This window comes from Bacillus sp. UMB0893, from assembly GCF_002858905.1.
Lineage (GTDB): Bacteria > Bacillota > Bacilli > Bacillales > Bacillaceae > Bacillus_P.
On the sequence record NZ_PKLB01000015.1, the window covers coordinates 31,240 to 55,062 of the forward strand.

At 34.9% G+C, this 23,823-nt stretch carries 25 protein-coding genes, 1 tRNA gene and 3 pseudogenes; 23 read left to right on the forward strand and 6 right to left on the reverse strand.

Going from position 1 to position 23,823, the window contains the following annotated elements:
- Positions 1 to 70 precede the first annotated feature (70 nt).
- A pseudogene (locus CYJ36_RS22645) lies at positions 71 to 802 on the reverse strand (Tn3 family transposase); the annotation flags it as partial.
- A gap of 97 nt (positions 803 to 899) precedes the next feature.
- Between CYJ36_RS22645 and CYJ36_RS22650 the strand changes: the two are divergent.
- The 4 genes from CYJ36_RS22650 to CYJ36_RS22665 all read left to right on the forward strand — a co-directional run bounded on the left by CYJ36_RS22650 (position 900) and on the right by CYJ36_RS22665 (position 5,052).
- On the forward strand, positions 900 to 1,991 hold the full coding sequence (locus tag CYJ36_RS22650) for a tyrosine-type recombinase/integrase (RefSeq protein ID WP_061794291.1): 1,092 nt from the start codon (positions 900 to 902) through the stop codon (positions 1,989 to 1,991).
- A complete protein-coding gene (locus CYJ36_RS22655; RefSeq protein ID WP_061794292.1) occupies positions 1,991 to 4,027 on the forward strand; it encodes a tyrosine-type recombinase/integrase in 2,037 nt (678 codons plus the stop codon). Before CYJ36_RS22650 ends, CYJ36_RS22655 begins: the two co-directional genes overlap by 1 nt.
- Complete coding sequence (locus tag CYJ36_RS22660; RefSeq protein WP_061794293.1) at positions 4,020 to 4,403, forward strand: DUF6262 family protein; 384 nt, start codon at positions 4,020 to 4,022, stop codon at positions 4,401 to 4,403. Before CYJ36_RS22655 ends, CYJ36_RS22660 begins: the two co-directional genes overlap by 8 nt.
- A 214-nt stretch (positions 4,404 to 4,617) precedes the next feature.
- Positions 4,618 to 5,052 (forward strand): YrvL family regulatory protein, encoded by a 435-nt coding sequence (locus CYJ36_RS22665; RefSeq protein ID WP_223254552.1) that lies wholly within the window; start codon positions 4,618 to 4,620, stop codon positions 5,050 to 5,052.
- Between the two features lie 193 nt (positions 5,053 to 5,245).
- Here CYJ36_RS22665 and CYJ36_RS24955 read toward each other — a convergent pair.
- A pseudogene (locus CYJ36_RS24955) lies at positions 5,246 to 5,377 on the reverse strand (Tn3 family transposase); the annotation flags it as partial.
- Between the two features lie 37 nt (positions 5,378 to 5,414).
- On the opposite strand from CYJ36_RS24955, the gene CYJ36_RS22675 reads away from it, so the two are divergent.
- Positions 5,415 to 6,098: a DUF421 domain-containing protein gene (locus CYJ36_RS22675; RefSeq protein WP_097159208.1), complete on the forward strand. Its 684-nt coding sequence runs from the start codon at positions 5,415 to 5,417 to the stop codon at positions 6,096 to 6,098.
- A gap of 181 nt (positions 6,099 to 6,279) precedes the next feature.
- Here the strand turns inward: CYJ36_RS22675 and CYJ36_RS22680 are convergent.
- A pseudogene (locus tag CYJ36_RS22680) lies at positions 6,280 to 6,603 on the reverse strand (ATP-dependent DNA ligase); the annotation flags it as partial.
- A gap of 757 nt (positions 6,604 to 7,360) precedes the next feature.
- Between CYJ36_RS22680 and CYJ36_RS22685 the strand changes: the two are divergent.
- From CYJ36_RS22685 to CYJ36_RS22700, 4 genes are all read left to right on the forward strand, one after another.
- Complete coding sequence (locus CYJ36_RS22685) at positions 7,361 to 7,594, forward strand: hypothetical protein (RefSeq protein WP_101569470.1); 234 nt, start codon at positions 7,361 to 7,363, stop codon at positions 7,592 to 7,594.
- Positions 7,591 to 7,908: a hypothetical protein gene (locus CYJ36_RS22690; protein WP_219621154.1), complete on the forward strand. Its 318-nt coding sequence runs from the start codon at positions 7,591 to 7,593 to the stop codon at positions 7,906 to 7,908. The genes CYJ36_RS22685 and CYJ36_RS22690 overlap by 4 nt, the downstream gene beginning before the upstream one ends.
- A gap of 186 nt (positions 7,909 to 8,094) precedes the next feature.
- The gene (locus CYJ36_RS22695; protein ID WP_101569472.1) at positions 8,095 to 8,673 is read left to right on the forward strand and encodes a CBO0543 family protein; all 579 of its coding nucleotides are present in this window, start codon (positions 8,095 to 8,097) and stop codon (positions 8,671 to 8,673) included.
- 23 nt (positions 8,674 to 8,696) lie between these two features.
- Positions 8,697 to 9,380 carry a DUF421 domain-containing protein gene (locus tag CYJ36_RS22700; protein WP_101569473.1) on the forward strand — a complete coding sequence of 228 codons (684 nt, stop codon included), beginning with the start codon at positions 8,697 to 8,699 and terminating at the stop codon, positions 9,378 to 9,380.
- A gap of 404 nt (positions 9,381 to 9,784) precedes the next feature.
- Here CYJ36_RS22700 and CYJ36_RS22705 read toward each other — a convergent pair.
- A tRNA-Gln gene (locus CYJ36_RS22705) sits at positions 9,785 to 9,858 on the reverse strand.
- A gap of 28 nt (positions 9,859 to 9,886) precedes the next feature.
- A complete protein-coding gene (locus tag CYJ36_RS22710) occupies positions 9,887 to 10,204 on the reverse strand; it encodes a hypothetical protein (RefSeq protein WP_070874348.1) in 318 nt (105 codons plus the stop codon).
- Positions 10,205 to 10,399: 195 nt separating this feature from the next.
- Here CYJ36_RS22710 and CYJ36_RS22715 point away from each other — a divergent pair, with 195 nt between their 5' ends.
- From CYJ36_RS22715 to CYJ36_RS22755, 9 genes are all read left to right on the forward strand, one after another.
- Positions 10,400 to 10,576: a DUF2187 family protein gene (locus tag CYJ36_RS22715; RefSeq protein ID WP_070874349.1), complete on the forward strand. Its 177-nt coding sequence runs from the start codon at positions 10,400 to 10,402 to the stop codon at positions 10,574 to 10,576.
- A 442-nt stretch (positions 10,577 to 11,018) separates the two neighbouring features.
- Complete coding sequence (locus CYJ36_RS22725; protein ID WP_070874351.1) at positions 11,019 to 11,204, forward strand: hypothetical protein; 186 nt, start codon at positions 11,019 to 11,021, stop codon at positions 11,202 to 11,204.
- A 188-nt stretch (positions 11,205 to 11,392) separates the two neighbouring features.
- Positions 11,393 to 11,905 (forward strand): hypothetical protein, encoded by a 513-nt coding sequence (locus CYJ36_RS22730; RefSeq protein ID WP_070874352.1) that lies wholly within the window; start codon positions 11,393 to 11,395, stop codon positions 11,903 to 11,905.
- A 227-nt stretch (positions 11,906 to 12,132) separates the two neighbouring features.
- Positions 12,133 to 12,699, forward strand: coding sequence for a site-specific integrase (locus tag CYJ36_RS22735; protein ID WP_070874353.1), 567 nt, complete (start codon positions 12,133 to 12,135; stop codon positions 12,697 to 12,699).
- Complete coding sequence (locus tag CYJ36_RS22740) at positions 12,696 to 14,642, forward strand: Dam family site-specific DNA-(adenine-N6)-methyltransferase (RefSeq protein WP_257962595.1); 1,947 nt, start codon at positions 12,696 to 12,698, stop codon at positions 14,640 to 14,642. Before CYJ36_RS22735 ends, CYJ36_RS22740 begins: the two co-directional genes overlap by 4 nt.
- A gap of 14 nt (positions 14,643 to 14,656) precedes the next feature.
- Positions 14,657 to 16,333: an AlwI family type II restriction endonuclease gene (locus CYJ36_RS22745; protein ID WP_070874354.1), complete on the forward strand. Its 1,677-nt coding sequence runs from the start codon at positions 14,657 to 14,659 to the stop codon at positions 16,331 to 16,333.
- Positions 16,334 to 17,003: 670 nt separating this feature from the next.
- Positions 17,004 to 18,245: a DUF5068 domain-containing protein gene (locus tag CYJ36_RS22750; RefSeq protein ID WP_070874355.1), complete on the forward strand. Its 1,242-nt coding sequence runs from the start codon at positions 17,004 to 17,006 to the stop codon at positions 18,243 to 18,245.
- 143 nt (positions 18,246 to 18,388) lie between these two features.
- Positions 18,389 to 18,565: a hypothetical protein gene (locus CYJ36_RS23935; RefSeq protein WP_175443455.1), complete on the forward strand. Its 177-nt coding sequence runs from the start codon at positions 18,389 to 18,391 to the stop codon at positions 18,563 to 18,565.
- A 27-nt stretch (positions 18,566 to 18,592) separates the two neighbouring features.
- Entirely contained in the window at positions 18,593 to 19,078 is a 486-nt protein-coding gene (locus CYJ36_RS22755) for a MarR family winged helix-turn-helix transcriptional regulator (protein ID WP_070874356.1), read from the forward strand.
- A gap of 199 nt (positions 19,079 to 19,277) precedes the next feature.
- Here CYJ36_RS22755 and CYJ36_RS22760 read toward each other — a convergent pair whose 3' ends face one another.
- Entirely contained in the window at positions 19,278 to 19,610 is a 333-nt protein-coding gene (locus CYJ36_RS22760) for a YolD-like family protein (protein ID WP_070874357.1), read from the reverse strand.
- Between the two features lie 781 nt (positions 19,611 to 20,391).
- Here CYJ36_RS22760 and CYJ36_RS22765 point away from each other — a divergent pair.
- From CYJ36_RS22765 to CYJ36_RS22780, 5 genes are all read left to right on the forward strand, one after another.
- Positions 20,392 to 20,580 (forward strand): hypothetical protein, encoded by a 189-nt coding sequence (locus CYJ36_RS22765; RefSeq protein ID WP_070877848.1) that lies wholly within the window; start codon positions 20,392 to 20,394, stop codon positions 20,578 to 20,580.
- Positions 20,581 to 20,859: 279 nt separating this feature from the next.
- On the forward strand, positions 20,860 to 21,000 hold the full coding sequence (locus tag CYJ36_RS24200) for a hypothetical protein (protein ID WP_219621155.1): 141 nt from the start codon (positions 20,860 to 20,862) through the stop codon (positions 20,998 to 21,000).
- Positions 21,001 to 21,596: 596 nt separating this feature from the next.
- Positions 21,597 to 21,854: a hypothetical protein gene (locus CYJ36_RS22770; RefSeq protein ID WP_070875699.1), complete on the forward strand. Its 258-nt coding sequence runs from the start codon at positions 21,597 to 21,599 to the stop codon at positions 21,852 to 21,854.
- A 38-nt stretch (positions 21,855 to 21,892) separates the two neighbouring features.
- On the forward strand, positions 21,893 to 22,744 hold the full coding sequence (locus CYJ36_RS22775; protein ID WP_070875700.1) for an ArdC family protein: 852 nt from the start codon (positions 21,893 to 21,895) through the stop codon (positions 22,742 to 22,744).
- A 433-nt stretch (positions 22,745 to 23,177) separates the two neighbouring features.
- The gene (locus CYJ36_RS22780) at positions 23,178 to 23,447 is read left to right on the forward strand and encodes a hypothetical protein (RefSeq protein WP_257962596.1); all 270 of its coding nucleotides are present in this window, start codon (positions 23,178 to 23,180) and stop codon (positions 23,445 to 23,447) included.
- Positions 23,448 to 23,823: the final 376 nt, after the last annotated feature.

A 23,823-nucleotide genomic window follows, 5' to 3' on the forward strand; every position in this document is an offset into this window, starting at 1 on the left:
TAGCGTCAGGAAAATGCGAATTTACAACGCTAAGCCCATTTTCAAGACGATTCCCCCAGTTTTAACAACGTTAAGAAAGTTTCAATGGTCTTAAAGAATCTAACGAGACCATTTTCTCCGAATTAAAATGGTATTCTCCAAGTAAATTAATATGTTCCCAACCTAGAGGTGACATATGGTGCAATAATTCTTCATTAAAACTACCTGACCGTTTTTGATATTCAACTGCCTTTGTTAGATGTAAAGTATTCCAGATACTGATGGCATTGATAATTATGTTTAAGGCACTGGCCCTTTGCAATTGATGCTGTATGGTTCGTTCCCTAAGCTCACCTTGTTTTCCAAAGAAAATAGCCCTTGCCAATCCATTCATGGCTTCTCCTTTATTCAATCCTCGTTGTATTTTTCTTCTTAATGATTCATCCGATATATAATTCAAAATAAAGATCGTTTTTTCTATTCGGCCTATCTCACGTAAGGCGGTAGCTAAGCTGTTTTGTCTTGAATAGGAACCTAGTTTCCCCATAATAAGGGATGCTGAAACTGTTCCTTCCCTTATAGAATGAGCTAATCGCAAAACATCTTCATAATTTTCTTTAATGACCTTTGTATTTATTTGTCCACGTAAAATGGCTTCTAATTTTGGATACTCACTCGCTTTATCAATTGTAAATAATTTTGAGTCCGATAAATCTCTTATTCTTGGAGCAAATTTAAATCCTAATAAATGAGTCAGCCCAAATATTTGGTCTGTGTAACCGGCTTTAATTGTACTAGTATTAGAAGTAGTTATTAACGTATCTTGCGATAGTAACTACTTCTTTTATATTTCATTAAAGAATTATTATTTGTACTATTAAATTTATGAATATATAGTATCTTACGAATTAGGGGGTGGAATGTTGAAAGTACAAGAAGTTCTCATTCAAGAGAAGAAAAGATATCTGTTAATTGATAAGAGAGGCTATCCGGTCATACCGGTTGCAAAGTATATAAAGTATTTAGATAACATTGGAAAAGCTGAAAATACACTAAAGTCATACTGTTACCATCTAAAGCTTTATTTTCAATTCCTAGAGGAAAGTCGGTTAAGATATCAAGAAGTGAACCTTGATATCTTGGCTCAATTCATCGGTTGGCTGAGAATTCCCGATCAATCTACAAAAGTCATTTACTTTGAAGAAACCTTAGCTAAACGATCAGAAAGAACAGTCAATACCATCATAACTTGTGTCATAGGATTCTATGACTATTTGACTCGTAATGAGGATTACGTGGGAAATGTAAATAATCAATTAAAAAAGCAGGCCCCAGGGCGTTTTAGGACGTTTAAACCCTTCCTCCATCACATTACAAAAGGGAATTCTTATGATAAAAACATTTTAAAAGTTAAGGAGCCAAAGCGTACAGTTAAAACGTTAAATAAAAACCAATTACAAGTAATTCATAATGCTTGCAGCAATATACGGGATGAATTATTGTTCCGTATTTTATATGAAGGTGGATTACGTATTGGAGAGGCCCTTTCTCTGTGGGTAGAGGATTTTGATATTGGTAAAAATGCTATTTCGGTTAGGAGATCCAAAACATCCGATGGAGAAAAACGAAAAGTCTATGTATCTATTGAGACTATGAATCTCTTTCAAGATTATCTAATAGACTTTCATTCTTACGAAATTGATAGCAATTATGTGTTTATCACCTTAACTGGACCAAATCGTGGTAAACCAATGACTGATGGTTCTGTACGTTCTTTAATTAAACGGATGAAGAAAAAAACAGGAATAGATTTTACCCCTCATATGCTTCGGCATACATATGCCACAGAGTTACATGAAGCAGGAGTAGATATTGCCATCATACAGAGATTATTAGGGCATGCACACGTTCAAACAACGATACAGACTTATATCCATGCATCCGATGAAACCATACGTGGAAGCTGGGAACAAGCTCAATCAAACAAAAAAATAGGAAGAAGAGATAAATAATGACACAGAGTACATTGAAAATAAAACCCCTTCCCCACCATCTGGAACAGATAAATGAACCATTACATGGATATTGGGCAAATGATGTATGGAATGTACAAGAATGTCCCATCCTGGATAAACATTATGATTGGAATAGAAAATTGATTTTTGATAAGGTACACAATCTTAGATTGAAAAATGAATTAAAATACTATTTTTATAAGGGATTAAAGGAGACAAGGATTTCGATTACCTATGCTTTCATGCATTATTCTCCATGTCTTAAAATTTTTACAGAATTCATCTCTCGATACTATGCCAATTTAGATTCTATTATTGATATACAGAAGGAAAAGTTTCTAACAGAATATCGAACATTTCTTGTAGAGAATGGAAAATCAGTTGAAATTGTACACCGGAAAAAGTCATCACCATGGTTGTCACCAACAGTTCAACCATCTTTGTATATTAGACTCTTTCTTCAAGTTTATGAATTTTATTATCAGCTTTATGATGAACGTGATGAAACAGACAAGGATTGTTGGGATGTACGAAAATTGAATATTAATTATAACAATACAATTAGTAGATATTCATTAGACTTTTCGAAGGTTCCACAACCTTATAGACAATTATTTAAAAAATATATAAAGACTCGCCTAGTTGTTCAGCAATCCATTAGCTTTTCTACAGCAATATGTTATTTAAATAGACTTTCGTTTTTCTTCACCTTTTTGAAGGGTAAACATCCTGAGTGGAAAGAATTAAACCAGCTATCCAGAATGGATATTGAGGAGTACATTGAATACTTGCGACATTCCACTATTAAAAAGGGAAAATATTTAATTAATCCAGATCACAATTATGTAAATCGTTTTTTAATAGACCTTAAAACGTTTATCTCATACATACAGAAATTCGAATGGGAAGAAGCTCCGACAAAGTCAGTAATTTCACTATTGTCAATTGAAGATATCCCTAAAAAGAAAAGAGCAAAAGCTGATGAAATTAAATATATCCCGGATGAAGTATGGGAACAGTTAATTTACCATATTAACCAACTTTCCTCAGATCATATACCTATAATTCTTCTAATGGAAGCTACAGGTTTTCGAATAAGTGACGTTTTATCACTTAAAATTGACTGCTTAGTAAATCAAGAAGATGGCTGGTGGATTATCGGAGATCAAAGAAAAGTAAGTTATAAAAATCATAAAGTTCCTATTTCAGAGGAAATTGCAAATGTGGTCCTAGCGCAGCAAGAACTTACAAAAAAGAGATCAACTTTGGACACGAACCCTAAGAAATATTTGTTTCCAACACTTAAAGGGAAAAGGATGGGTAATCCCATATCGCAAGATTCCATTAAGTTGAACCTTAATAAACTAGCTAACAGATGTAATATTAAGGACAAAGATGGAGAAATTTATTGGTTTAAAAATCATGCGTTCCGACACCGTTACGGTGTTAATTTGATTAATAACGGAATGAATATTCTTCATGTTCAAAAACTGATGGCTCATGCCAGTCCTGAAATGACGTTAGTCTATGCCCAAATTCATGATCAAACACTCCGTGATGAATGGGAAAAGGCTCGCGATATTGGCGCAGTAAGACTAGATACACATGGAGAAGTTATTGTCGCTAATTTAGCTCAACAGGCTGAAGAAAACGGAGTTGAACTGGAATGGATACGTCATAACATGGACTCCATTCGTTTAGATCATGGGTTTTGTGTAAAAAGCCCTAAACTTCATTGTGATTTTCTTGAACAGACATTAGAACCACCCTGTATTAAAAACAACTGCCGAAGTTTTCACGTTGACAAGACGTTTCTCGACTATTACCAAGAACAGATATCTAAAATGGAAGCTGATATTGGAGTATACAAAAAATCCGGAAGGTTACGTTCCGTTGAGTTAATTGAGCCCAAATTAAAAAGATATAAAGAATTAGCAAATGGTTTACTACATACTGGTGGTATCTTTGGTTTAGATAAAACCAGGCGTGAGTATGTTGGAGATGAACGTGAGAAGGTGATGCAAAATGTCTAATGAAAACCCAAATACCGAAGGTATTATAAAACATGCAAAGTTAAAAACGGAAAAGACCATTCAAAAAGTTGAAGAAGCGATCAAAAAGATGATAAAAAAACAAATAAAAATCAATTTTAACTCTGTTTCTGCAGAATCAGGGGTTTCAAAAGCATTTCTATACAGAAATACAGAACTCCGAGAACGAATCGAAACACTTCGCAATCAACAAGAAGGTCTCCCTTCAATAAAACAAGCTAAAAGAAATATGAGTGACGCATCTAAAGATGTAATTATTTCTTCCTTACGGAAGAGAATCAAAGATTTAGAGAAGGAAAATAAAGAAATTAAAGAACAAATGAAAATTAAATTTGGGAAGATTTATGAGGGAATTTAAGATCTACGATTTTCCCTCCCTGTTTGATTTTCTGTGTAATATGACAATGCCGTTAAAAGATAAGTTGTATTCAGCAATCGGGCCATTTTCTGGAACAATAGCTTTAAAGAAAATTGAATATAATGATAAAATTTAAGAGAGGTTGTGAAGCGTTGTACTTAAATTAACGGGCAAATTTAGGAAGGAGTCGTTTAAGATAAATAAAATTAAAACAATAGTTATCTGTACATCTATCGTACTAATAATTTTGTTTGGTATTACCTTTTTTGAATACATATTTTTAAGGTTACTCGGATTACAATATAATTCAATCAGTGCTTTAGTATTTTTCTTTGTTATGTATGTATTCCTTGAAATACCTCTCTCACTCATTACAAATGCGATACCAAAAGCTTTGAGATCTGTTGGTATTATTCAATCAAGCAACGGCTGGTTGTCATTTATTTTGAATACAGGTCTCACTTTTGTGTTAATGGAGTTACTCGATACATTTATGGTGAATATTGAGATTGCTTCGCAAGGTTCACTCATATTTGCATTGATTTCTGGATTTTTTAATTGGACATTAAGAGAAAATGATAAAGAACCACCAGATATTGATAGCAAAGACTTCAAGGAAATAGAGAATAAATTTGGCTCTCAAAAGTAAAGGAAGCGTTAGTAATAACTAAAGATTAATTTTGAAGCTTTATTATTTTTTAAAATCTTCCACAATCGAGCGCGATTGTGAAAGATAATGGCTAACGACTTTAAATCGTTAGTCATTTTTAAATCTTTCGTTAAGTACATGTCTACAATGAAAGAACACATAATAATTTTAATTTTTTTACAAAAAGGTATTGATAACCAGCTGTGTCTGTATAATGCTCTACTATATTTAGATCCGTCTCATGGTGTAACAAACCATCCAAAACATGAATCGCATCCCTTGAATTAGTATGAATAATCTTTGTGTAATAAGAAGAAAATTGATCTTACAACTAAGTAAAATTTATATTGGAGGAAAAAACTTTGGAAGAAGTTAATATTGGTTTACTGACTATCAAAGTCATCGTTGGTTTTGCAACTTTATTTTTTATCATTATCATAACAGGCAGAACATCCATCTATCAGTTAACCCCGTTTCACTTAGTTTTTGTGTTAGTACTTGGAGATTTTTTAGGAAATACCATTTATGAAGATAAGGTAGGGATTTTTCATTTTTTATATGCCATCGGATTGTGGACGTTTCTTATGTTGGGAATAGAGTTTATGACTCTAAAAAATAAATCGACACGTTCTCTCTTATTAGGCAATCCTAACATCATCATTCGAGATGGTGTTATGGACAGAAAGTTACTTACAAAGAACAAATTGGATGTAAATCAAGTATTGAGTATACTCCGTCAAAATAATGTCTTTTCAGTTCGCGAAGTCAAATACGGTATATTGGAAGCTAATGGGCAAATAAGTTTATTATTAAAATCCAAGTATCAAAAACCAGACAAGCAAGATCTCAATCTTCCAGAAAGTCCAGTAGACCTCCCAACATCGTTAATTATAGATGGGGAAATTTTATGGGATAATTTACATGAACTCGGATTTGATCAACAGTGGTTAGATAACCAATTAACTACCAATGGATATGATAATGTAAAGCGTATACTTTACGCAGATTGGCGAGAGAGTGAAGGCATACATGTAAGTCCTAAATAAAATTTGTTAGGATAAGAGCACATCAATTTTCTTGGTGAATATAAACTTTAGTCTTCAACAATCAGGCGCTTTAATGAAGTAACTAAAGCCTAATTTTTCACTTATAACACCGAGAAATTAGACTTTTTATATTTTGATTTCCTTAACGTTGTAAATCCGCACTTTCCTGACGCTACCCCTAATATAAAATATCAAACACGCAATATTGAATGGCATGCAATGATTTTGACGATTGAAACCGTTCCATCATTAGTTCCCAATCGGGTCTGCCTTTGTGATCCGTTACAATGATTTCACCATCGAGAATCGTTCCGGAAGGAATATCGATATTATGCAGCTCTTTGAATTTCGAGCTTACATTGTTTTTGTGCCTTGTATATAAATTCACCTTTCCATCAAATTTAGAAAGGGTCAATCTGATGCCATCAAGTTTTAATTCAGTTAAAAAATTAGCATTAGAAAAAGCTTCATCCGATTTATGAAGCAACATAGGAGAAATATACATATAATCACCCCAATCCTAATTATGGAGCTTTCTTGTATAGAAGTAATTAGTGGGTTTCTGGAATTTGGTGTTAATTTTGACAAGACGGATAAATCCACGGATTTATCCGACATGTCCTGATTTATCCCCCGACTTCGTCAAGGGATAAATCGAACATGTCTGCTTAAAAGCATTCAATCTTCGATCGAATAAAAAGCAGCGGTGGTTACTGTATTTCTGCCTTTCGTCGTCTAAACGTAGCATGCCAACGGGTCTAGTCAAGGCTCGTCAAAAGATTTGATAACAATTTCTCGCAAGCTCCAAATTGTGATAAAATCTTTTTCCTTTCCGCCTTGACAAGCCCCTTTCTGGCATGCAACTTTCGCCTTCGACGAAAGGAGGTGTCATGGACATCATCTTCCAAGCAATCGCAACGATTGCTAGCTGCATTAGCGCAGCTTACGCAGTTCGGAACTTCCACCGGACGCACCCCAAGAAGAAGGGGAAGCACCGCAAGTAGCAAGAAGCCGGGGCGGGGGAAACCTCGCTCCGGCTTTTGTTCGTTTGGTAAGGTGACACGTTATGGATAAATCCAGATATACATATCGGGATTTATCCGACATGTCCTGATTTATCCCCCGGAAAAACACCGAGGGATAAATCGAACATGTCTGCTCCATATGATCCGTATTCGTGAAGAAATTGGGATGTTTTACCATATATTATTTCTTTTTAAATTGTTAATAATTGTAATTGGAGCTTAAAAAGGAGTATGTACATGTCTAAAAAAGTCTTAGATTTACAAGACGATATATCAGTCTTATTTGGAATATACTTTGCTGTTCGATTTATTTACACAAAAGAAGTATATATACAGATATACGGATATACGGTAAATACGCTTAGTGTACTTATACTAACAATTGTATTGGTTGCAATACATAGGCAAGATAAGAAAACTAGCAAAGAAATAAATTCAATAAAGGAACATACTAAACAAAATAAAGGATGATTTCAAAATTGGTTTCTCTGAAAGATTTAGATTTATTAGCAAAAGGGGTATGGTATCCGATTACTGTCAGTATTATAACCATTCTTTTTATGTTATTTATGCCCAAGCGTATTAGTTGGAGAGATATTTATATTACATTTGGTGTTGGGGGTTACTTGACATGGATGATTGACTCGGGTATGAACCAAATTGACATATTTCATCTGGCCGATCCCCAAAAAGTTGGAGTTGGTGATGTCATTTCTTACGGGATTATTCCATCGGCTTTGGCTTCCCTGGCATCTGAAATTTATAAGGAGTTCAAAATCTACTGAATAAAAATAATAATGACTTTAATAATAAAAGGAGTAATGGGCATGTACCCGTGTTAGAAGAACTTTCAACATGGGTTTTTTTCTTATTTACGATGGAATTCATTACTAAAAAACGGTAATACTAAAAAGGCAGCTCAAAGAGTTTGAATTCAAAAATATCTGTTACCTTTTAATTTAAATATAGGGGTGATATCAATAGATAATATATTTGAAAATCTTAAGGAAATACGTTTATTAGAAGATAAGCTCTATCATTTAGAATTAAATGGTTGGCTAAAAAATGAGTTTTTAACTTGGGAATGGTGGATATTAGTTGGTTTTTTAGTTGTGCCTTGGGTTATATGGGCTAAACTCGTTAAACGAGACATTATTTTAGAAATTTTGTTGTTTGGTACTATAATTATCATAACAACAACCTTATTAGATGTAGTTGGCTTACAATATAGGTTTTGGGATTATCCAATTGCATTCCTACCTATTATTCCTCGGGCCTTTCCTTTTGATTTTTCAATGGTACCTGTAGCTTACATGTTGTTATATCAATATTTTAGAACATGGAAATCTTTTATTTTAGCCCAAATCATTATGGCACTAACATATGCTTTTATAGGTGAACCCTTTTGCGAGTGGGTCAAACTTGTTAATTATTTAGAGTGGAGATACAGATATTCATTCCTATATTACATCATTGTTGGAATTGTAACTCGAGCTTTAATACTAAAACTAGCCTCTTTATCTAAACCTCAAGATCTTACACCTAAGTAAAATTTAAATTGGAGGAAAAAACTTTGGAAGAAGTTAATATTGGTTTACTGACGATCAAAGTCATCGTTGGTTTTGCCACTTTATTTTTTATCATTATCATAACCGGCAGAACATCCATCTATCAGTTAACCCCATTTCATTTAGTTTTTGTGTTAGTACTTGGAGATTTTTTAGGAAATACCATTTATGAAGATAAGGTAAGGATTTTTCATTTTTTATATGCTATCGGATTGTGGACGCTTCTTATGTTGGGGATAGAGTTTATAACTCTAAAAAGTAAATCGACACGTTCTCTCTTATTAGGCGATCCCAACATCATCATTCGAGATGGTGTTATGGACAGAAAGTTACTTAAAAAGAATAAATTGGATGTAAATCAAGTTTTGAGTATACTTCGTCAAAATAATGTTTTTTCAGTTCGCGAAGTCAAATACGGTATATTGGAAGCTAATGGGCAAATAAGTATATTATTAAAATCCAAGTATCAAAAACCTGACAAGCAAGATCTCAATCTTCCAGAAAGCCCAGTAGATCTCCCAACATCATTAATCATAGATGGTGAAATTTTAGGGGATAATTTACATGAACTCGGATTTGATCAACAGTGGTTAGATAACCAATTAACTACCAATGGATATGATAATGTAAAGCGTATACTTTATGCAGATTGGCGAGAGAGTGAAGGCATACATGTAAGTCCTAAATAAAATTTGTTAGGATAGGAGCACATCAATTTTCTTGGTGAATATAATGTGGATTTAAAAAAAGATGAACCAGAGAATCCGTTTTATGAATTTATCTGATAGGGTGTTTGTTACTCTTTGGGTTTTCCACAATCGGGCGCGATTGTTGTATAACCTTTAGATTTAAAGACTTTATTGTTTTATTTTTGGTATAGAAAAAGTGTTTTACATGAAAATTAAACAACTTTATTTAACTCCGCCCATATTACGGACAGTGTTATGCGAGTTTATAGCATTGAAATTAAACAACTTTATTGTCACCGATCATAAAAAACCACCTATACCGGTGGCTTCAAAAGTGTAGCAAATATGAAATTGGGACAATTGTCTATTCATTATATGTAAGGAATTTTATTAGGGTGAAAGTTTGGCTGGACTAGCTGGATTGGAACCAACGATCACGGAGTCAAAGTCTGTTGCCTTACCACTTGGCTATAGTCCAATAAAATCCCCTTTGAAGGGGATAAATATTATTGATAACGGTTTTGTTGTTGAACTGAATTTTGTTGTACTTGAACAGTAGCTTGGGCTTGCTGAACTTGTTGTTGAGCTTGTTGAATCTGCTGTTGAGCTTGTTGTAATTGTTGCTGTTGTTGTGCATTAGCTTGAGCCCCTGCTTGGTTTTGAACTTGTTGAAGTTGTTGTTGAGCTTGATCAAGCTGTTGCTGTGCTTGTTGCAATTGTTGTGGATTTGCACTAGCTTGAGCAGATTGAATAGCCTGCTGGGCTTGTTGAGCAGCATTGATAGCTTGCTGAAATTCTTGTTGATTCTGATTATTCTGTGTCATTTTTAAAAAAACCTCCTGATCACACCATTTTTGCTAAAGGTTATTTCACCTTTAACCTTGTTTATTTTGTATAAAACTTTTGAGATTATTCATGTACAAAGAAATAATAATTTTTATTGCCCATAGTAATTTATGTTAACCACTGGATTTTTTGTAAATTTATAGGTTATTCTATTTTGGAAGGAGGTTAATGATTTGAAAGCGAATATAGGTGATGAAATCATATCTAAAACTGGTATAAAAGGAAGAGTTGAAAAGGTAAATGAAAATTCGGTGATCATTAATATTATAGAAAACCACTCGCGGCAAGAGTTTGAAGGAAATAAAACGGTGGTTGCTCATAAAAATTATAAAATCCTAAATATCCATTAATTAGTTATCACTTTATTAAAAACTAAAACGCCCCAATGGGAGCGTTTTTTTTGTTATCGATCATAAAGGGAAAGGAAATTTCCTGACTGATTAAGAATTTTTTTTGAGAAAAATAGCGAAAGCAATCCTAAAATAAGAACCCCAATACCGATATAAATTGCGCTTATTTCAATAAAAGTCCATAAAAATAAATAAATGCTAAAGACTAAAAAAATCCACCCTAAAATCAATAAGATATTCGAATATACTTCACGCATTAGATTCAATCCTTCTATTTAACGTCTTTTTATTTATCTTAACTATTATTCTATTAATTGGAAAGTGCTTCCATAAACTTTTTTTGTTCATTTTGAGTATATCCTATGCGAACATTTGAAAATACAGTAAAATCAAGGTTGAAACTGTTCATTAAGGGTTGTTCACGAAAGGAAGGGGGAAAATGTTGAAATATATTGTTAAGGTGTTCGATATTAAAGGTCAGGAAATGGAGTTTGAAAATACAGCTATTGGAGAAGAAAAGGAAATTAGTTTTGAAAATGTAAAAGCAGCTGAAGCATTTATAGAAGGAATCAAAATTAGTTTACCTAGTACTTGGCAATATAAAATTATTCCAAAGGAAAATGATTAAAAATGACTTTGGGTTATGCACGCTAAATAAAGCATTTTTTCTTTTCTTTAACTATGGATTTACGGGATCTTTTATGCTGTTGATTTAAAAGAAAGTTTGATAATTTAAAACAAAGTTTGATAAAACCCTGTAATCCTAGCGAAAGACAAAGGAATAATTCTTAGTTGAACAAAGCAGGAGCTGAAATAATGAGTTGGGAAGAAACGTATCGTAGAGAATACCCTTGCAACTGCGGTAAAAGTACTTATACAGAAGTAGGTGAAATGGACGATTGGAACAGATCTAGAGAGTATGTAATCATAAATTGTCCTGAATGTGCTGAAAATGCAAAGACCGTTGAAGCTGAACGGAGAAGGCAAGAAGCTGAAAATACTGCACGTTTAAAAGAACTCGTTCTAGAATTAAAGCCTTATTTTGAAGAGCATTACATGCAGAATTGGCTTGATTATTTTGTTTCTGCTAGAAATAAAAAAGCAGCTTGGGCGTTAGCGAAGGAAATAGGTGTTGAAAGTCAAAGCTTATCTTCTTTTTATCAGTTAAATAAAGATTCAAGTGTGGAGGATTATGTCAGAGGTCTTGCAAGACCTTATAACATGCTGAAAATTATAGAGGCTCTAAAGATTAATGACAGTTTTTTTAAAAGCAAGGTTGAGGAATCAGTGAACTTGAATAAGTCAGTACATGTAATTGGTTTTTATTGAAGGCAAGGGCTAAAAATAGTTCTTGTTTTTTTATTTCAACTTTTGAATTTAATATGAATCTAACAAAATAGATATTATGTTAAATTCCTTCTTTTACGTTATAACCCTTTCATTTAAAGGGTTTTTTGTCGTTTTTGTGATTTTATTAAAAACGAATATAACATATTGCTTTTTTGTGTTAAATTTAATCTAACGTAAAATGAATTCCAATAGGAGTGAGACCCTGTATGAATGTAAGGAAAATTGGGGCTAATACTGTTGAACCGATTCGAGATAGAGACAAAATTAGTGAGATGAAAGAAGTGCTATTACATCAATCTTATCGTAATTATTTTCTGTTCGTTTTTGGGATAAATTCGGGTTTAAGGATAAGCGATATTATTAGTTTGAGGGTTTTAGATGTTAGATATCTGGATTATCTTAAAGTCCGAGAAAAGAAAACTAAAAAAATCAGGAAAATTAAAATGACATTGGTTTTAAAAACAGAAATTGAAAAATACATCAAGAATATGGCTGATTCAGATTATCTTTTTCCATCTAGAAAAGGTGATCAACCAATTAGTAGAGTTCAGGCATGGAAGATTATCACAGATGCTGCCAAAGAAGTGGGGATTACAGATTCGATTGGAACCCATACTCTAAGAAAAACATTCGGCTATCACTTTTATCAAAAAACTAAAGATGCAGCGATGCTTCAAAAAATTTTTGGACATTCATCACCATCCATTACATTAAAGTATATAGGAATTAGTGATGATATGATCGATCGGGCATTGGATGACTTTGCCTTGTGAAAATCGATAAAGCTGTAAAAATCAAAGAAGGAATGAACAACATGAACTTAGATTTACTAACTGACAAGAAAACGTTAAGAAATGCAAAGCCAATATTAAAATGGGCTGGCGGGAAAACCCAAATGCTAGACCTTCTACATAACAATGCTCCGAAAACATTTAATAAGTATATCGAGCCTTTTTTTGGTGGAGGCGCCTATTTCTTTTCATTAAAGCCAGGACAAGCTGTAATTGCGGACCTTAATGAAGAGTTGGTTAATCTCTATAAAACAGTGGCTGACAATGTTCATGATGTTATAGCACTGTTAAAGGTATATCCAAATGAAAAGGATTTTTTTCTTGCATTGCGAGCGAAAAACACTGAAAACATGACGAACGTGGAAAGAGCTGCTAGAACTATTTACTTGAATCGGACATGCTTTAATGGCTTATATCGAGTAAATCGGAAAGGACAGTTTAATGTTCCATTTGGAAATTACACTAATCCTAGGATTTGTGATGAAGTCAATTTATTGGAAGTAAGTAAGATGTTAAAGGATACTACAATTATTCATGGCGACTATAAGACAGTTTTAAGGGAATGTGCAGAACCAGGAGATTTTATCTTTTTAGACCCACCTTACTTACCAATCAGTCAATATTCCGATTTTAAACGGTATACAAAAGAACAATTTTATGAAGAAGATCATATTCAGCTGGCAGAGGAAGTAAAACGGCTACAAGAATTAGGTTGTCATGTTCTACTTACGAATTCCAACCATCCATTGGTTCATGAATTATACGAAGAATTTGAGATTAGTGTTCATCAAACAAGAAGAAATATAAATAAAAATGCTGCGAAGAGAACGGGAGAGGACGTTTTGGTTAAGGTCCTACCAAAAAAAAATATTACAATTGTACCTGATAAAGTGGTTTTATCGGATCAAATAAAATTGTATCCATCAACCCGATATATGGGCAGCAAGAAAGACTTAATCGATAACATTTGGGCAGTGGCATCACATTTTGACTTTGAATCGGTAACTGATTTGTTTGCTGGTAGTGGGATTGTTTCGTACATGTTTAAAGCTCAGGGTAAACAAGTACTAACAAATGATTATATGAAGTTTTCCTCTTTGTTCGGTAAAGCGTTAATTGAAAATAATAATATTCGGTTAAATGATTTAGATATTTTAAAATTAATTACTCCAACAAATCATACGAATAATTTTGTTTCGGAGACTTTTGATGGAATTTATTTTAATGAGGATGATAATACATTCATTGATATGATCAGAAATAATGTTCCTAAGTTAAGAAATAAAACAAAAGAGGCACTTGCTTTATCAGCATTGGTACGTGCTTGCATGAAAAGACGGCCAAGAGGCATCTTTACGTTTGTTGGATTAGATAAGTATAATGACGGACGCAAGGACCTTCAGATGACTCTTTCCGATCACTTTATGGAAGCCGTTTCGATTTTTAATAATGCAGTGTTTGATAACAGCAAAGTTAACAAATCACGTCATGGTGATGCCCTAACCTTTAATCATAAATCGGATGTGGTGTATATTGATCCGCCTTACTATAGCCCTCATTCTGATAATGAATATGTTAGGAGGTATCACTTTGTCGAAGGTTTAGCCAGAGATTGGAAAGGTGTAGAAATTCAGGAGCACACTAAAACAAAAAAATTCAAAAATTACCCCACCCCTTTTAGTTCAAGAAAGGGTGCTCATGATGCATTTGATTTGTTATTTAAAAAGCATAAAGATAGTGTGCTGATAGTCTCCTATTCATCTAATTCACTACCAACAAAAGATGAAATGCTAGCTTTGTTAGCCAAACACAAGAAAAATGTAGATGTTATTTCTGTTGATCATAGATACTCTTTTGGTAACCAAAAGCACAAAATAACCGATAATAACAATAAAGTACAAGAGTACTTGTTTGTTGGTTATTAAGGGGGAAGAGTTTTTTGGCATGGTTAATTGCAGATAATGGGGTCCGTAACCCACAACGCTTAAAAGATGGTTTAGAAGTACTTGTAAATTCCGAGTTCCATGGGGACTTTAGCAAGAGAAATGAAGCTGGAATGGCAAAAGTACTTAATGAGCAGGGCATTATCGCTCTTCGTAGCAACACGGATAATACAATTTCAAGAAAATGGAGAATAAATTTAATTCGATTAGGTTTCATATCCAACGATACACATACTGTCACTGAGAATGGGAGGAGACTGATTCATTCTAATTCTTTACCGGAAGAAGAGGAATGTTTTTTGAGAGCTTTGTTAATTCAACAAATTCCTTCTCCATTACATAAATTTAGTTATGCTGATTCGGAAAAGCCATTTAATCCTCTTAGGATGGTACTTGAAACGATTGATCGCTTAGGTAAAAAAGGTGCTGAACCAGTAATTTCTAAAAATGAAATGGCGTCCATCGTGATTTTAAATTATGATATGGATACGATCGATGATGTTGTAGAAAAGATCATTGAGTATAGAAAAGGTCGTTTGGATGCTATGGGGTCTGTTAAACGTTTTGATAGTTCATTCAGAGAACAGGCAGCTCAGAATAATAATACTGGGGCGAATGCTGATAGTTTGAGAGATTATGCAGATGTAAATATGAGATATTTGAAATTGACGGGATTATTTGCTGAAGAAGGGGTTTCAAAATTAAGTTTTGCAACCCATAAAATGACTATCATCACACAGATATTAAATAAAGCGTTTGTAGCGATATCTGATGAGGACTATGAGAGCAAACTGGCTATAGGAGCATCCTTACCGACTGATAATGAAAATGAAGCAATACATGCTATTTTAAATTTATACCAGCTTCTAATAGATAACGGGGAAGCAATACCACCTTTACCTGATTTAGAGAGGATGGCTGTACAGGACCTTTCTTTGTTACGTATACAGTTAGAAAACCAATGGATACATGTTTTAGAGAAGAGGTATGCTGCTGAACAACAGTTTCAATGGGAAGATATTTTGGCTTATCTAAAAGCATTGCAGCAATCTAATTCAGCTAGGAGAAATAATCAACTAATTCCTAGCGGAGAAGGACCAGCTTATTTAGAATGGGCTATTTGGAGGTCCTTCTTGGCCATCAATTCATTAGAAAATTTGCCATGGGAAGCAAGGAAATTTAAAGTAGACCGCAGCTTTAAACCAGTAAGGCATGCAGCTGGTGGAGATGCTGATATGATATTTGAATTTGATGATTTTGTGTTCGTTGCGGAGGTGACACTCTCGGCTTCTTCACGGCAAGAGGCGATGGAAGGGGAACCGGTGCGAAGACATGTGGCGAATTACGTTGATTACTACGCGGCCCAAGGAAAAATGGTGTATGGTTTATTCATTGCAAATAGTATTGATACTAATACTGCAGAAACCTTTAGAATTGGTATTTGGTATCGATCCGATGATTCATCGCTAGCTCTTAGAATTGTTCCGATTACATTGGCAGATTTCACTGATATCTTTGAAGCACTTTTTACAAGTGGTAAATTTAGCGAGGGTCCTACATATTTAAGAAACTTGTTAGTTCATTTATTACAGTTTAGCAATGAACCGGCTCCTTCGTGGAAAAATATCATGAGAACCGAAATACAAAGAAATATAAACAAAATAATATCTTGATGAGATAGAAACCAATGTTTTTAAAAGCATTGGTTTTTTTATAGATACAACCCTAAGGTTGGCGCTTGTAAGGGGCATCGAACCCCTTACAACCGACTGTATCCGGCTGCGCCTTGATACAGAACGCTTCTTTTTCTGATCTTGCTCGCGCCAGCTCAGAAAAAATGGCTTTGTATTTAACGGCTTCAGGCTAAAATAAAGTCGCGACGTTTGTAAAAAAGATGCGAAGCTTTACCCCTTTAAGATTATATTTGTCTAAAGGGCGCGATTGTTGAAGATCGAAGGCAGAAAATAATTAAACTTTTTTATAAAACCATAACTTAAAACTGCTAGAAAAGAATCCATTTTGATCGATCTTTTTTTCAAAATGGATTCTTCTTATTTATCGATAACTACTGGTTTATGAGGTGTTTTAATCAAACTTTATTTCAAAGCAACATGATGAAGTAGTTCGATTATTAAATACTGGTGAAACTGTAATCAACATTCGCAGGAAACCAAGCTCTCAAGAAATACAATTTATAGGATTAAACGGGAAATAAATGATAATTAGAATTTTGCATCGAACTTATAGTTACAATAAATGCTAATTTTTTGTAAATTATAAGGAATTTTGTCTGTATTCATATATAATAATGAGGTACTACATAAGAAAGAAGGTTGTGAAAACGTGGGGAAAACAAAAGTTTTATCAGCAACGTTCTTTTCTGCAGCAATGCTTTTATTAGCGGCATGTGGAAATGAGGAAAAAACATCAGGAGAAGAAAAAGAACCGAAGACAAAAACAGAAGAAACAGAAACAACTTCAGAAGAAACAGAAGAAAAAGAAGAACCAGCTTCAGATAGTTCAGGAGAACAATTAAATCCGAATATTGCCGAAGAATCAGAAGGTAATGTAGAAGTGATTTATACTAATAAAGAACCGAATTATGTACATAAGATGGATGGTTTTAACGTTTCCGTTGACGAATATCAAATTGTCAAGGTAACTGAAATGAATCAAGATCATAAGTATTCTTTCGATGACCAAACAGAAGGATATGTAGTAACTGCAAAAGTGACTTTAGACAACACTAGGGATAAAAAAGTTGTTTATAACAATATGTACCGATTACAGGTCAGCAGCGAATCAGATTTCATTTCAAGTGATATGAACAGAGCTTTCGTTAAAGAAGAATTTCCTAAATCTAAAACTGAAACAGAAGTAAATACTTTTGCAGCTGGTGAGAAAGTTTCAGGTTTAATATCTTTTACTTTAACCAATGCAGAATTTGATTCTTTAAAATCCGTTAAACCTAAGTTTGTTATCGAAGGTGGCGCAGCGGACGACCTTAGTATGAAAGGCATGTTCCAGGGACACGGTGTTTATGACTTTGTTTACAGCGGTGAACAAAAAGAACAGGTTGCGAGTGAAGCTTCAATCTATCCTGATAAACTGACAACAGATAACTTAGCCGATAAGAAAATGATTTTTGAGAAGTCAGGAATCAATGAAACACAACAAATTGGTGATATTAATGTAACCCTTGAAGGAGTTCAATATGCTGAAGTCATTCCGACAGAAGCAAATAAAGAGAGATTTAAAAACTTCGGAGATACCGGAATTGTTGCTTTAACTGTTAAATTAAAGTTGGATAACCAATCGAGTGATCTTCTTGATCTTTGGGGCATCAATTCAAAAGTGGCCATTGATAAAGATCGAGGAAATGTATTATCGCAGTCTATGGTTGAACCGCGTGAACCACAAGAGATTAAGGCAGGTGAGCAAGGCGAAAAATATCATGTCTTCATGTTTAGAAAAGATGAATTTGAGCTGTACAAGCAGTTTGATTTAACATTTGGTCCTTTCATAGGTGATGAAGGAAAAGATTTATACAAAGGAAAAACAGTGACGTTTACTTTGCCTAGATAATTGAACAAACAGCAACCAATGTCTTAACAGGCATTGGTTTTTATATGCGGAAATTTTGTTAGGTTTGGTTAGGTTTGGTTAGGATTGTTAAAAGGAGGGTATCTAAAGGGGACTTTATAATTTCTTTTAGGGAGATACGCAACATGGACAAAGAGTATCGTCTTTTCTTGAAGGAACTTCGCCATTTGCATGAGGAATATCGTCGCTGTAACATCCAAATGATTAGAGTTCTTATACGTGAAGATATGCTCCTAATCATGAAAGCCCTTAGAGAGATTAATACAGAAAAATCTAAGTCTGAACCGGAACCTGAAAAATAAATGCAAGAGTTTTAAGGGTCCATTGTAATGTATGGAGCCTTATCTTTCGTTTATAATGATACGAGAGGTGAGGTTGATTTGGATGATTTACACGACATTCCAGGCTTTATTATTCATCGGACAAATGCAAAACTAACAAGCTATTTTCAAAGTATCATGAAAACATATGGTCTTACTTCAGAACAATGGACTGTTATTTCTGCTCTTGATAAAAAAGATAAAGGAATGACACAGAAAGAATTAGCAGAGTTTATTGATAAGGATCAAACGACGTTGGCCAGAATTATTATAGGGATGGAAAAAAGGGGTACCATAAGAAGAGAAATGAATTTACAAGATAAACGCTCTCATTATCTATATTTAACGGAAAAAGGCATGAAGTTAAGAGAACTGTTGGTTCCTGTAGTGGAAGGAATTAATGATAAGTTTGCTGAAGGTATCAGCTGTGAAGAAGTTGCCCAACTAAAATACATACTGAATAAATTTTATGATAATGCAACAAAAAACGAGTAAAACATAGATGTGCTGGATAGTCGAACATGGCTATCCAGTTTTTTTATAGAAGGTAAAAAGTTGTGTTTCTACTTTCACGGCGGTTTCCACGTAGCTTCAGAACATATGTGAATTCCTATGTTATTAAACCATTCTTGAAGAATCTTTCCGCAAGCCTAAAGGCATTGCAATAGGCTTTTTTGGTTTGTGCAATAAGTTTCTATTTCACTTTAACATCCACAATATCATAAAATTCAAGTTTTATTTCGGCATCTAATTCATCTTGAATAGTAATTTTTTGGTCATAGCGATCAATCTTTTTTACTATCGCAATTCTTGAAGTAAAGAACCCGTTTTTCCATGTAATAATTTCTAGTAAGATATTGTCTTTTAAGCTTTCAGATAGAAGTCGTTCTAAGTCTTCAATTTGTCCTTCATCCAATTGTGGTCTAGGTGTTCTATGATAATCTGTTTCAACATCTATAAGTGCTTTAATGTGTTCTGGCATGAAGAACCCTAGCCACTTCTTGTTCTTTCCGCGATCACGAAGCATAAGATCATCGCCCCTTTCAATTCATTTATTATACAAACATTTGTTCTTATTTTTCAAGTCATATGTGATAAAGAAAATATAGATTGGGCTTCCGGATACATTCTATTTTTACAACGAGGTAGCCTTTAGGCTGCATGTTTTCTTCAAGAATAAGGGCTTCAACAACGTTCAATTTTAAAGCCTTCAGAACATCCTTCGGGCGGCAGCACTACAGACTGATCAGAAAGGAAAGAACGCCTTTCTGTCATTCTGTACGTGTCGCTTCGGCATTAAATGGCCCGATAACCACGGTCTGTACGGCTAGCGCCTACATGCCGTAGGTTCCTGTTCCCTTTACGGCAAGCCGCCATACCGAACGAGCCGAAAACCTGAAGATCAAAAGCAATGGAATCTTCCTGGCTGAAGCCAGGAAGCATGTCGCTTGCTTCGCTTTGCTCCAATGCAATAAGGGCATGAATGCGGTTTTAGGTGGCATCGAGCCCCCGAAAACCGACCGATTCAAAGCTTCGCAATGAACCGGTGCTTCAGTTCCAGTTAGCTGCTGATGCAGCTAGCTGGAATGATCGCTAAATAATCGCTCGGACGGAAGGGTATCCTTCTTTGTTCTCCTAAGTGTAATCATTTGCTCCTAAGGGCAGTAAAGGGGTACTTCGCTGTGCTTCGTAAACTTTGTGAACTTTTTTGAGAAAGGCGCTCAAAAAACTTACACAAACTTCGAGCCCCTTGACAGCCCTTGTCGCAAAGATTCGGAGTGGTCAAACAAAGAAAGGAGTTGTCACATATGACAGCACTAGCAACTACAATCTTTACAGCAATTATTATCTTGGGGGCAGCAACGTTTTTGATTATCTGGACACTTGATAACGTAAGAGAGGAAGCAATCAGAACAACAGCAATCATCATCTATGGATTCTGCTTCATCATAACGATAGCAACAGTATTAGTGGAAGCTATCAAGGCAAGCTTCTAAGAAAAAGGAGAAGGGTGAAACCTTCTCCTTTTTTTAGTGAACTAAAGAAGATTTGCAAGTAAAACATACTGGTAAACCTATGCGCCTTGCTGGGGGCATCGAGCCCCCGACAAGGCGACTGTATCATAGCTTCGCAATGATACAGTAAAGCTCTGTTAGAAAGTTGCTGAAGCATCATTCTAAAAACCGCTCCAATATAAGTTTCTGACCATTAAAGGTAGCTGAAAACTATATTTAGGAAGGTGTAAAGCTGTATGCAAAGGTGGATCTTCTAATGAATTGAGAAGATATGTTCCGAATGTTTCAAGAGAATCAATTGCTGAAAGAATAAAACAAACATCCTTCGGGCGGCAGCACTACGGACTGATCAGAAAGGAAGAACGCCTTTCTGTCATTCCATACGTGTCGCTTCGGCATTAAATGGCCCGATAACCACGGTCTGTACGGCTAACGCCTACATGCCGTAGGTTCCTGTTCCATTTACGGCAAGCCGCCATACCGAACGAACCGAAAATCTAAAGATCAAAAGAATAAAAGATCAAAAGGAAAGCAGCCGAAAAGGCTGCTCTTTTATTGTTATTTTTCCCTTTTGCTTCCGAATCGTAAAACAGCGCAAGCCGACTAAGTTTCCAGCCGGTAGGTACCCGAACCTTTCCGGCAGGAAACTAAGACGGCTAGTCAATCGATCAAGGGGCAAAAAACTTTTTTATTAAAAGCGCTGCGCAACATAAAAAACTTTTTGTGCTAATCCCTTGACCGATTGCCTATGCGTGTTTTTCGTTCTCCTTGCAAAAGGGGAAAAATAATCCCCCTTTGGGGAACATCAGCGCTTCGGCTTCAAAAGGGAAAACCCAAGATAAAAGAAAAAGGAGGAAAACAAAATGATTGAAACAGTATTGTTAACAACTTTATTAGTAGGAGCTGGCATTTTAGCACTTATCATCATTGACAGTAACAAAGTTAGAAGAGAAGGTTGAATATTTGCTCTTAAAAAACAACAAATGAGGTGAAAGGTAATGAAAGCTGTATTTATCGGATATGACATCCCATTGGCTTTAGACACCAAGTGGAATGACATTATGCCAGCTTTAAGCAAGATATATAAGGTCATTCAGTATGAAGGGGATAGTGTTCATGTGATAAATGGCGAATCGGATATCAACTTTATTGAAGATTTGCTTGTAGCTTATAACACGCTTAGACAAATAAATTTAACGCTAGAGGTCTTCAAAGTAGACGAATCATTGTTGAGAGCAGATGCATCAAACCAATAATTCAAAAAGTGGTACTTCAAGAATGGAGGAAAAAGAAAATGGCGAAAAGCGTTTATGAAATTATTACAGAAAAAATCATAGAAAAATTAGAAAAGGGTGTTGTCCCGTGGCGCAAGCCGTGGTCAAATTCAAACGCGGTTAACTGGAAAACACAAAAACCATATCGAGGAATCAATAATTTTCTAGTTGAGCCCGGTGAGTATGCTTCAAAGAAGCAGATTCTAGAAGCTGGTGGACGGATTAAAAAAGAAGAAATGAAAAATTCTCATATTATTGTTTATTGGCTCTGGAAAGAGAAAGAAGACGAGGAAACGAAAGAAAAAAAGACCTTTGCTAAACCCTTCTATTATCGAGTTTGGGAGATTAATAAGCAATGTACAGGCTTAAAAAGTAAAAGTAGCTATGAAACGTTTAAACATGACCCAATCGAAAAAGGAGAGGAAATTTTCAAAGGCTATATCAATGCCCCTGATTATACCTTTCAGTCCGGTAAAGCAGTTTATTATCCAACGTGGGATAGAATTAACTGTCCGCCAATTAAAGATTTTAAGATTCCTGAAGAATATTATTGCACCTTGTTTCATGAAATGGTCCACAGCACAGGCCATAAGAGTCGTCTAGCACGTGCAGGCATCACGACAGAAGGCGTTGCGTTTGGGGATGAAGTTTATTCAAAAGAAGAATTAGTTGCTGAAATGGGAGCGGCGATGTTGTGTGGGGTTGCAGGAATTGATAATAGTACGATAGAGAATAGCGCTAGTTATATTGATTCATGGCTTAGAGCTTTAAAGAAAGAAAGTCGTTTAGTATTACAAGCTGCATCGCAAGCCCAAAAAGCATCAGACTATATTCTAGGAGAATCATGGGAGCAAAAAACAGAAGAAAAGTAAGTAACATATGAAATCACAAGCACAGGAGCGCGCCAGTTGATCAGCTGGTGCTGCTTCACGAATGGAGGAAAAAAACATCCGTTTTTTTCTTGAATAAAACAGGCATCGAGCCTGTTTCAAGTTGCTATCGCAACCTTTTAAAATCGTTTGAAAGTCGATTCCTGGGAGGAAGGTAACCATTTGCTGAAGCAAATGCTTTCTAGGGCATTATTGGAAAAAGCCCCCCTCAAGAACAAAAATAGCCTCTTTCTACCGGTTAATGACCGTGAAGGAGGTTGTTTTTAGGTTGAGGGAGGTCTAAACCTTGGGATTGCTGCATTTAATAAATTAAAAGCATAAGACTTTAAAACTTTAAAACATTTAATCTTTAAAAGTTTTAGTGAGCTATTTTGCTTTCTGGACGAGTGATTGTTCAAAAAAGGGGGAGTGGTTAGTGATCAAATTAGATTTGAGAAACCATCGAACACGCAAAGAAAGATCCGACAAAAAAATCAATGTGAATCCTGCACTGGATCAGGACACGCATAATAAGCTGAAAAAGTTGTCTGTCAGCTGTGATGTATCAAAAACAAAAATGGCTGAAATGCTTTTACGAATGGCATTGAATCATCCTAATATTATTCAGCACTTTCAGGATCACTACAACAAAGATTCACAGTATCGGGTGATTCCAGTTAAACAAGGAGATAAAATTGTTTATTAAGCCCAGAATTTTTTGTACCTGTCCATATTCTTAGAAATACGATTCCAGTTCTTATGACACTTAGGGCAACGGCCATTCGTTGTCTCTTTAACATTGTTTTTTTTGCAGTCTTTGCATGTTTTCAATGGATTTCACCTCGGATTATTAATATTGTCATTATTTCCGAGGTTGAGAGGTTTTATACATGGTAGGAACAAGGCAGTCTTCAGGCTGCTTTTATTCTTTAGAATGGATCGATTTATTTAGTAAAATCAATCTATAAGGATACATCGGGCGGCAGCACTACGGACTGATCAGAAAGGAAGAACGCCTTTCTGTCATTCCATACGTGTCGCTTCGGCATTAAATGGCCCGATAACCACGGTCTGTACGGCTA

Bases quoted from the DNA above. Each gene is read 5' to 3' on its own strand.
- CYJ36_RS22650 (WP_061794291.1), top strand. From the start codon at position 900: ATGTTGAAAGTACAAGAAGTTCTCATTCAAGAGAAGAAAAGATATCTG.
- CYJ36_RS22765 (WP_070877848.1), top strand. From the start codon at position 20,392: ATGACAGCACTAGCAACTACAATCTTTACAGCAATTATTATCTTGGGG.
- CYJ36_RS22710 (WP_070874348.1), bottom strand. From the start codon at position 10,204: ATGACACAGAATAATCAGAATCAACAAGAATTTCAGCAAGCTATCAAT.
- CYJ36_RS22730 (WP_070874352.1), top strand. From the start codon at position 11,393: ATGAGTTGGGAAGAAACGTATCGTAGAGAATACCCTTGCAACTGCGGT.
- CYJ36_RS22755 (WP_070874356.1), top strand. From the start codon at position 18,593: ATGTATGGAGCCTTATCTTTCGTTTATAATGATACGAGAGGTGAGGTT.
- CYJ36_RS23935 (WP_175443455.1), top strand. From the start codon at position 18,389: ATGGACAAAGAGTATCGTCTTTTCTTGAAGGAACTTCGCCATTTGCAT.
- CYJ36_RS22685 (WP_101569470.1), top strand. From the start codon at position 7,361: ATGTCTAAAAAAGTCTTAGATTTACAAGACGATATATCAGTCTTATTT.
- CYJ36_RS22655 (WP_061794292.1), top strand. From the start codon at position 1,991: ATGACACAGAGTACATTGAAAATAAAACCCCTTCCCCACCATCTGGAA.
- CYJ36_RS22770 (WP_070875699.1), top strand. From the start codon at position 21,597: ATGAAAGCTGTATTTATCGGATATGACATCCCATTGGCTTTAGACACC.
- CYJ36_RS22690 (WP_219621154.1), top strand. From the start codon at position 7,591: ATGATTTCAAAATTGGTTTCTCTGAAAGATTTAGATTTATTAGCAAAA.
- CYJ36_RS22660 (WP_061794293.1), top strand. From the start codon at position 4,020: ATGTCTAATGAAAACCCAAATACCGAAGGTATTATAAAACATGCAAAG.
- CYJ36_RS22775 (WP_070875700.1), top strand. From the start codon at position 21,893: ATGGCGAAAAGCGTTTATGAAATTATTACAGAAAAAATCATAGAAAAA.
- CYJ36_RS22760 (WP_070874357.1), bottom strand. From the start codon at position 19,610: ATGCTTCGTGATCGCGGAAAGAACAAGAAGTGGCTAGGGTTCTTCATG.
- CYJ36_RS22735 (WP_070874353.1), top strand. From the start codon at position 12,133: ATGAATGTAAGGAAAATTGGGGCTAATACTGTTGAACCGATTCGAGAT.